Genomic DNA, 1,629 nt, shown 5'->3' on the forward strand with positions numbered 1-1,629 from the left:
GTGCCACGGCATTGATGGTGATGCCTTGCTCGGCGTATTCATCCTTGAACGCATCGACCATGCCGATGACTGCTGCTTTGGAACAACCATAGTTGGTCTGGCCCAGGTTGCCGGCAATGCCCGCGATGGAGCTGATGGAGATAATGCTGGCGCCTTTGCCCAAACCGCCGCTGGAGAGCAGGGCTTCATTAATGCGCAGCTGGCTGGCGATGTTGATGTTCAGCACCATGTCCCAGAATTTTTCCGGCATATTGCCCAGCATCTTGTCACGGGTGACACCTGCGTTGTGCACGACCACGTCGTAGCCGCCAATGGCTTTGGCTTTCGCTGCAATGGCTGCCGGTGCTTCGTCGGCAGTGATATCCATTTCCAGAGTGTCGCCACCAATTTGCGCCGCGACAGCATTCAGGTCATCGGCCATGGGGGGAATGTCCAGCACGGTGACGGTGGCGCCGTCGCGGGCCAGTACTTCGGCAATGGCGGCACCAATACCGCGGGAACCACCGGTGACCAGGGCTTTCTTGCCGGCCAGCGGCTTGTCCCAATCAAACTTGGCGGCCTTGAAGCCTGCTTCGGTAACACGCACTACCTGGCCGGACACATAAGCGGATTTCGGTGACAGGAAGAAGTGCAGCGGGGAGGCCAGCTGCGCTTCGGCGCCTTCATCCACATAGACCAGCTGGGCGGTGGCGCCTTTCTTGATTTCCTTGCCCACGGAGCGGGTGAAGCCTTCCAGGGCACGCTGGGCAACTCGCAAGGCGCCAGCCTGTTTTTCCGGAGTACGACCGATCACGACAACGCGGGCGCATTTATCCAGCTTGCGAATCACCGGATGGAAGAAGTCCCACAGGGCTTTCAGTTCATCCGGGCTCTGGATGCCGGTGGCATCGAATACCAGGCCTTTGAATTTGGCATCGTCATCGCGATTGGCGGTGTAATTGTCCGCATCCACGCCCAGTTTGCCGGCTTTTTTCTGCAGGTCGGTGGCGTTGGCGGTATTGGCCAGAACGGCTACCTGTGCGTCCGGCGCGCCTTTGAGGGTGCTCAGTACGCTGTCGATGCCGGTGGAACCATTGGCGGCACCTACCAGAACGCGGCCCTTGATAAAGGACGCCTGGCCCGGCTGCCAGCGCTCCAGAATAACCGGAATCGGCAAGTTGATTGCGCCGAATAGCGCCTTGCCCATGGGAGAGTTGGCAATCGTCTGATAGGTATCGCTCATGGTCCTGTCCTTTTTCCATCGAATGATGAATGTGTCCATTTACCTTAGGGTAAGCGGAACGGGTTTAAAGGGGTGGCGCGTAAAGATGGGCTGAAAATACGCCATCTTTCGTAGGGCAGGAAATCTGGCCCTGTCGCACACTGGCGCGTATTGAATCACTGCAGTGTGACGGGTGTATTGACCGGCCCCGGCCGTCAAACAGTCGTTTGAGCCAATGAGACCGGCACGGTAGGGGGTAGACTGCGCCCTGTCGAGTGAATACCGTGGCCAAATTCGCCACCGTCGTCGTCATTGATGACCGTCCATCTCTAGAGGAAAAGATTATGCTGGCAGGTAAAGCCGTTCGTAAGGTCGCCATTATTGGTGGTAACCGTATCCCGTTTGCCCGTTCCAACAGCGCCTACATC

The 1,629-nt window shown here is 57.9% G+C and carries 1 protein-coding gene; it reads right to left on the minus strand.

Annotated elements, in window-relative coordinates; all coding sequences use genetic code 11:
- Positions 1-1,222 (minus strand): 3-oxoacyl-ACP reductase (locus A3754_RS17870; RefSeq protein ID WP_304439845.1); only part of this gene is annotated, 1,222 nt, incomplete at its 3' end.
- Between the last annotated feature and the right edge of the window lie 407 nt (positions 1,223-1,629).

The organism is Alcanivorax sp. HI0083 (assembly GCF_001635175.1).